This window comes from Pseudarthrobacter sulfonivorans (assembly GCF_024391045.1).
Taxonomy (GTDB): domain Bacteria; phylum Actinomycetota; class Actinomycetes; order Actinomycetales; family Micrococcaceae; genus Arthrobacter; species Arthrobacter sulfonivorans_B.
In genome coordinates, this window is record NZ_JANFCZ010000045.1 from 1 (window position 1) to 7,936 (window position 7,936).

Consider the following 7,936-nt stretch of genomic DNA (forward strand, 5'->3'; position numbering starts at 1 on the left):
TGCCTTCACGGCACCGGCGATGGTGGAGTCATCGGCTGCGCCGAGGACGGTGACCAGGTCAGCACCGGCCTTGAAGGCGATGTCGGCTTCGAGCTCGCCGGCGTCCATGGTCTTCAGGTCAGCGAACACCACCTTGTCCGGGTGGGCGTTCTTGACCGCGGTGATGACGGAGAGGCCTTCGGCCTTGATCAGCGGGGTACCGAGCTCGATGATGTCCACGAATTCGGCAACCTGGCCCGCGAGTTCCAGGGCGGCTTCGGTGGTCAGGAGGTCGATGGCAACTTGAAGCTTCATGATGGCGTTTACTTTCTCTAGGGAAATACGGTGGTGTTGAAAATTGGGTGAAAACTGCAGCCGGTGAAGTTTGAGCCCCGGTTATTCGAGGTTGGCGTGCCTGAGCCAGAGCTCTTCGGCCGGAACATCGGTGTTGTCCCACAGGGACTGGAAAAGCGCTTCAGTCGCCAGGAAAAGGACCTGCTCAAAGAGCGATCCCGAGTACTGGCGGGAAACGCTGGAGCCGTGGTCAGTCTTCTGGGCTGCGGGGATGATCACCACGGTGTCGGCGAGGCCTGCCAGCGGTGAACTCGCGTTGGTGGTGAACGCTGCGATCCGTGCGCCCGCCTTCGCCGCTGTTTCGGCTGACTTGACTACGCCCGAGGTGGTCCCGGAGCCGGAGGCCACCAGGAGGAGGTCACCGGAAGCGATTGCCGGAGTAGTGGTGTCACCGGCAATGTGGACATTCAGGCCGAGGTGCATCAGGCGCATGGCGGCCATCCGCAGGACCAGCCCGCTGCGGCCGGCTCCGGCAACGAAGATACGGCCGGGATGGCTGAGGTGGCGGCCCAGGTCGGCGAGCTGCTGCTCGTCAATCTTTGCCGCGGTGTCCGCGATCTCATCCCGCACAAGAGAGAGATTCCTGACAATGTCATCTGTGCTGGCGTACCCGGTACGAACTGCACTTGTTGTCGTAGTCACGATGTTTTCCCCTTCTGTTCGGTCGTTGGCCGGAAGCAGCCGAACGACGCTTTCTGGTTGATATCCATACTCCCGAAGCGCGCGGGTAGGGGTAACACTGTTTTCTGACGGTTCTAACTACACTTAAGGATTGGTCCTTCCGCGGAAGTCGAACGCGAGTGCTGGAAAACCGCAGTTTTGAAGGATTTATTGCATAGACTCAGTACTGCAAGCCAGGTCTGGTCGGTGCTGTCCGGGCCTGTTCGTTTTGACCCACCCCGTATCCCATTTCACGGAGCGCAGACAGTTGGCCTCGCCGTCCTCATTCCAGTCCCAGATCTATCGGTCCCTGCCGGAAATCGAGAGGGCCGATGCGATCGTGGACAGGATTACCAAGGCCATCGGGCTCGGGCTGCTCAAAGTGGGTGAGCGCCTGCCCCCCGAAGCGGCTCTCTCGGAGATGTTCGGGGTTGGTGGGGCCACACTTCGCGAAGCCTTGGGTGAATTGCGCGAGAGCGGCGTCGTTGAGACCCGGCGTGGACGCAGCGGAGGAACCTTCGTTGTCCGGCAGCCCCGGACGCAGACTGATGCCATCCGCGACTGGTTTCTCTCCACGTCCATCTCGGAAATCCGTGACATTGGAGACGAACACTCGGCGATAGCGGCCACCACTGTCCGCCTCGCCTGTGAGCGCGCCGAAGCCCATGACTGTGAGCGGCTGCAAGAGCTTGCCCGGGCATTAGTGCTGGCTAATACTCCCGAGACGCGCGCCCCCGCTGACAGCCGCTTCCACATCGAGATGGCCATAGCAGCCCAGTCGCCACGGCTCGCCAATGCCGAAATCCGGCTGCAGGAAGAAACAGTCCAGCAGCTTTGGACTCCCTTGACGGTGGCATTTGACCCGGAACAGGCGACCGCTGAACACTTGGAACTGGTCCGGGCAGTTGCCCAGGACCAGCCCGAGAAGGCGCAGAACCTTGTCCTTGAACACATTAGGCGGAATATTTTCCACCTGATCGACAAGAAGCTCACCCTCGGCTACGCCCAATCAAACCAGGATGGTCAATGAAGCCCACCGCCGAAGTCGTACATGCTGCCAACGCCCTTTCTTCCTGGTTGACCGGGGTGTGCACCGAGGTCACCGGACTGGCCGGCGACGAGTCTTCCCTCCTGGAACGAAACCTCGCGGGCAAGCCCCGAGTCGATGTGGCTGCCCTGGCCGGCTTGGACGAGTATCCGCGGCAGTTCCTGACCAAAAACACTTTTGCGGCCGGAGCCGGGACCTTCTTCGCAGTGGAAGCCCTTGAGGAGGCAGTGCCGGCTTTGGACTGGTGGGCACGCAAGGAATACGGCACCATCGGCAAACTCGACCTCGACATGACTCCGGGCAGCAGCCGCTATTACGATTACGTCAAGCTGCCGTTCTTCTCCACCGCCGCTTCCACTGGCGAGCAGAGCCTATGGGGACCCTACGTAGACTTTCTGGGTTTCGAGGAATACATCCTGACGTTTGCGGCACCGCTGCGTGTCGATGGCCGTTTCGCCGGCGTAGCGGCCTGCGACATCCGGATCAAGGACCTGGAACCCCTCATCATGCCCACCCTGCGCACCGTTCCCGGCGATGCCGCATTGGTGAATGCAAGCAACCGGGTCATCCTTGGCAATTCCGGTTCATACCTTGTTGGTGAGCGGATTAAATCCGGCAACCCCGCCCAGCATCGGATGGCTTTGGATGTTCCCCATCTTGGCCTTTCCCTGGTTTACACCGTCTAGAGTGGGAAACCGGCGGCCTCGCTATCGTTCCTCGTAAGGCGTCCGCCGCGCCATATCGGCGCGGATAAAAGCTATCGCATTAGAGCTTTTAAGCTGTAACCTCTGGAAGTGATCTACTTCGCAGGCGATACCGCGGAACAGTCACTGGCAGTCCACTGGCCTACCTGCCGGCAGGGCAAAGTGGCTGTAAACCTGCCCCGCGTCGGAGCCTGCCCCAGCCAGCCGTCCTGATCTGACCACGGGATCGCGCCGCTGGCTGCTAACCGCAGCAACACATCCCGGTTTGGACGGATGTGGCTTTTCACCCGTCACTGGGAGATCCATAAACCGGGTTCCATAACGAAGAAGTCAGAGACGACTGAGTAGTTTAAGGGAGATTTTTATGAGTGAAAATCGTTTGGACGGAGCCGATCACCTGGAGAGGTCGATCGATTGGAAGCAGGGTTTGGCCATCGCGCTGGGGGTGCCGTTGCTCATTCTGCCATCACTGGGGTACCTGCCCCTGTACCTGTCAGCTGCAGCCATTCTCATCTGGGGACTCTCGGTTCTTCAGGGTTTTATGCAAAGCACGGCGTATGCCGAAATGGCCACTACGTTTTCGAGGGCCTCAGGGCTGCCTGGCTTTGCCCAGCACGTCTTCCGGACCGAGAACTACAACGGTAGGTATGACAAGGGGAAGCTGATCGGCGGCTTCTCCGCCTGGAGCTACTGGTTTGCTTGGACACCGGTGCTGGCAATCTTCGCCATTCTGGTGGGCGGCTACCTCCATGGGCTGTTTCCGGTGCTGGGCGAAATGTTTACCGAGAACGAGCTTGCCCTGATGACAGGCCTGGTGATCTTCTCCGGATTGTTTGTGGTGAACTGGTTCGGCCTGAAGGACGGCGCCATCCTGGGGTACATCCTGGCCGCCATTTCACTGCTCCCGCTGGTTGTTTTGGCCGTGGCGCCGTTCGCCACCGGACACGTCGAGCTGGCCAATATCACCGGCAGCTGGTTGCCGGCCGACTGGGCGTGGGACATGCACCATATCCTGATCCTGTTTGGCATTTTCGCGATTGCACAGTGGAGCGCGTGCGCCTGGGAGACCGCCGCCATTTACGGCCCGGAATACAAGAATCCGTCCAGGGATGTGCCCAAGGCCCTGCTTGCCTGCGGCATCATCTGTTTCTTCTCGTTTGTTCTCGTGCAGGCTGCGGTGATCGGCGTGCTGGGTGTTGACGGCGTCCTGGCCGAGCCCGTTTCTCCCCTGATTCCCGTGGCCCAGGCCGTGTTCGGCGAAGCCGGGTCGGTCATCACCATCGTCATGCTCATCGCCGCCATGGTCCTCATCATCCAGACGGCCTACCTGGGTTCCTCGCGCGCCATGCACTCGATGGCCATGGAGGGCAATCTGCCCAAATCCCTTGGTAAAACGAATCGCCATGGCACCCCGTTCGTCGCCATGCTGGTCATCGGGGCCTTCAACCTGGTGCTGATCTTTATGGGAAATCCGGCCGCGATTGTCGCTGCGTCGGCAATCGGCTACACCTGCGCCAATGGCATCAGCCTGTTCGCCTACGTCAGGGCCAGGAGGCACCCGGCCTTCGCCGGCCTGGACCGCCCCTTCAAAGCTCCGAAGGGCTGGAAGAACGTTGCCATGGCCTTCGGACTGTTCAACCTGCCCCTGTGCCTGATCGGCGTGGTGTACCTGAACAGCCTGGAAATCGGCTGGGCTCCAACCTGGGTAGGTTTCATCGTACTGGCCCTTTACATTCCCATCTGGGTGTATTCCCAGAACGAATCTGAACGAGCAAAAACCAGAACAGCCGCCGCTGGAACGTCGGACCCTGCTGAGCCCGACAAAGTCCTGGACGCCAGATAAGCCTCCGCACTGCTCACCAAGCGGGGACGACGGAAAGATCAAGACACTTCTAATTAATATCTAAAAAAGACTGGACTAGATGAATTACGTCCCGTAGTTTTGCAGGTAGGCGCAGGGAGTGACTCGCATCACACAAGCGGATCGCAGCCAGGCTGGATATCCGGAGCGACGACCCCCTCCCAGAGCCCCCATATTTCCCACACCACTAGTCATAGGAGTCATCATGGAAACCACTCTCGTAGGAACCCTGAGCAAGGCCGGCGCCATCCACAAAGTGGAGAACGGCTTCATCGGACTGCCGTCGATGGACGAGCCCGGAACGATCGCCGCGATCGGCGACTCCCTGCACAACCCCGAAGGCTCGGTCATGTGCGCCGGCTTCTTCGAGCTGAAGGCCTCCGAGCCGCTGGTGTACACCTACACCTACGACGAAATGAAGGTTGTCATCAAGGGCGAGTTCATCCTCACGGACCAGACCACCGGTGAGGTCACGCACGCCAAGGAACGCGACGTGCTGTTCTTCCCCAAGGGCACCACGGTCAAGTTCGAAACCCCGGAATACGGCCTGGGGTTCTTCGCCGGCGACCGCACCTTCAACCCGTAAGGACCGGCCATGCGTTCCGCGTCCATGCCGCCGACAGCCGGCACCGGCCTGGAACCTGGATTCCGCGGTGTCATCTGTGTATCTTTTGGATCCACAGGTGACACCGCAGTTCCAGACACAGATGGCCAGTCCCGGTTTGATCTCCATTTCGAAGCCGCAACCGCCGACACCCTTTCGGAACTCAGTTCCGTATTCAGCAGCTCCCGTGTAGGCGTCCGTCTGGTACTTGCAGGCCCCCCGACAGATATCCGCGCCGCCGCCGCAGTTGCCGCGGACTGCGGGCTTGTCGGCGAGGAGGTAACCCTCCTGCCCCAGGAAACCGGACCCCGGTTCATTTATTGCCCGCACTGCCTCAGCACCACCATTGACGAGACAGCCGATACCGAAGTGAAGTGCCAAGGGTGTGCTACCACCTTGGCCGTCACTGATCATTTTTCCCGAAGAAGAGGCGCATACCTGGGCTACTCGGCCCATGCCGAGGAGGCAGCATGACCGCCACAGCGCTCCAGCCCCGTGTCCACTCTGCGGTGGAGGGAGGCCTCCACCTCGAAGTAACGAATGTCAGCCGTCAGACAGAATCGATTGTCAGCATTACGATGGCCGCTCCGGCAGGCGGTAAGTTGCCCTCCTACGTACCGGGGAGCCACCTGGTGGTCCAGTACGGGAGCGGCGTCAATGCCTACTCGCTCACCGGTTCAGGCAACGCGCCATCCGAATACACCATCTCCGTTCTTCGGGTCGATGAAGGTGCTGGCGGGTCCGTGGCCATGCACCGGCTCTCCGTCGGGGACCGGGTTAACGTTTCGCGCCCCCGGAGTGCGTTTGCTCCCGCATCAACCGCGACCCACCATCTGCTTGTTGCTGCGGGAATCGGGATCACGCCGATTCTTTCGCATGCCAGGGCGGCGGTGGAACGGGGCAACACGGCCTCAATGATCTACGTGCACCGGCCAGAGGCCGGCGCCCATGTGGCGGAAGCGCGGGAACTGCTGGGGCCCGGGCTGACCGCCTTGATCGAGTGCACCAACCGGGGCAGTTTCCAAAACGTCCTGGCTGAAGCGCTCATAACTCAGCCCGTCGGAACCCACCTCTATGTGTGCGGTCCGGTGGTCTTCATGGATGCGGTCCTGGAAGAGGCCAGGCGCCAGGGCTGGTCCTCGGCCCGGTTGCATTCAGAAGCCTTTGGCGCCGCTGAACTGGATGAGGGTGAACCCTTCACGGTGCATCTGGCCCGCAGTGGCGTTCGCTTGGACGTTCCGGCCGGTGTTTCGTTGCTGGAGACGCTCGAAACAGCGGGGAAAACCATCCCTAACATGTGCCGCAAGGGCATCTGCGGCGAGTGTGTGCTGCCGGTGCTTCGCGGGGCACCCCAGCACCGGGATCTATACCTGTCCGATCAGGAAAAAGCCGCGAATACCACAATGATGTGCTGCGTTTCGCGTAGCAACGACCCAGAATTGGAGTTGGACCTTTGAGTAGCACCATCATCGAAACCGATCCTGAAGCCGCCCTCCTCCCCGAGCGGATCAGGCGTTTTCCCTTTCCTTTTGCCTCCGACACCTACCGGTACAGCGCGAACGTCGAACCGGCCACCAAGACGGCACCGACAGAAGCCGGTTCGTGGGGAGCCAATCTTGTGGACATCGACGAACATTATCTGGACGAACTGGCCGAGCGCGCCGAGATTCTGACCCGCGATCCTTCCCGCGTCAATGTCCTCCCCCACATGCGGCCGGCAGTGTGGGACGCCCTGACCACGTTGTTGTCCTCCATGGCGGAAGACTACCCGGACACGATGTCGTTCCAGCGGGAAGGAAACAACTGCCGCTGGCGGAACGGCCTGCAGAATCTTGAGGTGGAGTTCACCGTCGGCGACGATAGCTCACTTCCTGAGGGGCCAATGCGGTTCCTCGGCAGCCAGATCCAGGACGACATCATTCTTCTCGATGTCCGCGAGGATACCCTGTGGCTCGATGCCGGCCTGGTGACGTTCGCCGCTGACTGGTCATTCGGATTCGATGTCGGCATGAACTTCCTCGAAATCCACCACCCCGTCCCGCGGGTAAAGGAAGAACGCATCATCAGCCGGGCCGAGCAGTTCCTGCTTCGCCTGCAGCCCGGGGAACAGTTCCGGCGGACCAACTGGACCATGACCATAGGCCGGCGCATGGACACCTCCACGGAAACCTACCCTGAGTGGGGCCCGGACCGCGGCACCATAGCCGAGGACCCCGGGATGCCGGAGAAGCTCCACCTGCGGGTGGAAGTGCAGCATCTGATCCGCCTCCCCCATTCCGGGGCCTTGCTGTTCCTCGTCCGGACCCATCTGCTGCCGCTCACCGACATCGCCCGGGTCCCTGCGTGGCGGGAAAAGATGGGCCACGTCCTCGCCGAACTTCCGGACGACATGGCCGAGTACAAGGGAATCATCCGCTACCGCAAAGCTGCCTCGGATTGGCTGCTGGACCGCTGATCCCCCGCTAACGCGCCACAAAAAGAACAAAAAAGAATATCCCTAAAAAAAGCTCGACTAAATGTTTTATTTCACGTAGCTTGGCAGCAAGAGGGAAAGGTGACCGGAATCACGCCAGCGGAGGTCAGTGCAGAGTTCCGCGGGCAATGTCCACACCGGCACCTCCAGGCAGTTTCCAGCACATGAGGAGCCTTCCAGGTATTCACCGAACGCCTCTCATGTCACGGGGCTCGCCTATCAAGCCCACAGGGTTCTCATCCTCAAGAATGAA

The 7,936-nt window shown here is 60.6% G+C and carries 10 protein-coding genes; 8 read left to right on the plus strand and 2 right to left on the minus strand.

All coding sequences use genetic code 11. The annotated features are described in order from the left end of the window. Positions 1-294 (minus strand): orotidine 5'-phosphate decarboxylase / HUMPS family protein (locus NQJ30_RS18665; RefSeq protein ID WP_255771761.1); only part of this gene is annotated, 294 nt, incomplete at its 3' end. An 81-nt stretch (positions 295-375) separates the two neighbouring features. After that, complete coding sequence (gene hxlB, locus NQJ30_RS18670; protein ID WP_255771811.1) at positions 376-975, minus strand: 6-phospho-3-hexuloisomerase; 600 nt, start codon at positions 973-975, stop codon at positions 376-378. A 286-nt stretch (positions 976-1,261) separates the two neighbouring features. On the opposite strand from hxlB, the gene NQJ30_RS18675 reads away from it, so the two are divergent. From NQJ30_RS18675 to NQJ30_RS18705, 8 genes are all read left to right on the plus strand, one after another. Next, positions 1,262-2,023, plus strand: coding sequence for a FadR/GntR family transcriptional regulator (locus NQJ30_RS18675; protein WP_255771814.1), 762 nt, complete (start codon positions 1,262-1,264; stop codon positions 2,021-2,023). Then, positions 2,020-2,727 (plus strand): cache domain-containing protein, encoded by a 708-nt coding sequence (locus NQJ30_RS18680; RefSeq protein WP_255771815.1) that lies wholly within the window; start codon positions 2,020-2,022, stop codon positions 2,725-2,727. The genes NQJ30_RS18675 and NQJ30_RS18680 overlap by 4 nt, the downstream gene beginning before the upstream one ends. A gap of 108 nt (positions 2,728-2,835) precedes the next feature. Beyond that, entirely contained in the window at positions 2,836-2,958 is a 123-nt protein-coding gene (locus NQJ30_RS18685; RefSeq protein ID WP_255771816.1) for a hypothetical protein, read from the plus strand. A gap of 151 nt (positions 2,959-3,109) precedes the next feature. Beyond that, a complete protein-coding gene (locus tag NQJ30_RS18690) occupies positions 3,110-4,588 on the plus strand; it encodes an APC family permease (protein WP_255771818.1) in 1,479 nt (492 codons plus the stop codon). Between the two features lie 223 nt (positions 4,589-4,811). After that, entirely contained in the window at positions 4,812-5,192 is a 381-nt protein-coding gene (locus tag NQJ30_RS18695; protein ID WP_255770775.1) for a cupin domain-containing protein, read from the plus strand. 24 nt (positions 5,193-5,216) lie between these two features. Beyond that, entirely contained in the window at positions 5,217-5,684 is a 468-nt protein-coding gene (locus NQJ30_RS19020; RefSeq protein WP_304664284.1) for a dimethylamine monooxygenase subunit DmmA family protein, read from the plus strand. Then, entirely contained in the window at positions 5,681-6,667 is a 987-nt protein-coding gene (locus NQJ30_RS18700; RefSeq protein WP_255771819.1) for a PDR/VanB family oxidoreductase, read from the plus strand. Before NQJ30_RS19020 ends, NQJ30_RS18700 begins: the two co-directional genes overlap by 4 nt. After that, positions 6,664-7,665 carry a heme-dependent oxidative N-demethylase family protein gene (locus NQJ30_RS18705; RefSeq protein WP_255771820.1) on the plus strand — a complete coding sequence of 334 codons (1,002 nt, stop codon included), beginning with the start codon at positions 6,664-6,666 and terminating at the stop codon, positions 7,663-7,665. The genes NQJ30_RS18700 and NQJ30_RS18705 overlap by 4 nt, the downstream gene beginning before the upstream one ends. Positions 7,666-7,936 lie beyond the last annotated feature (271 nt).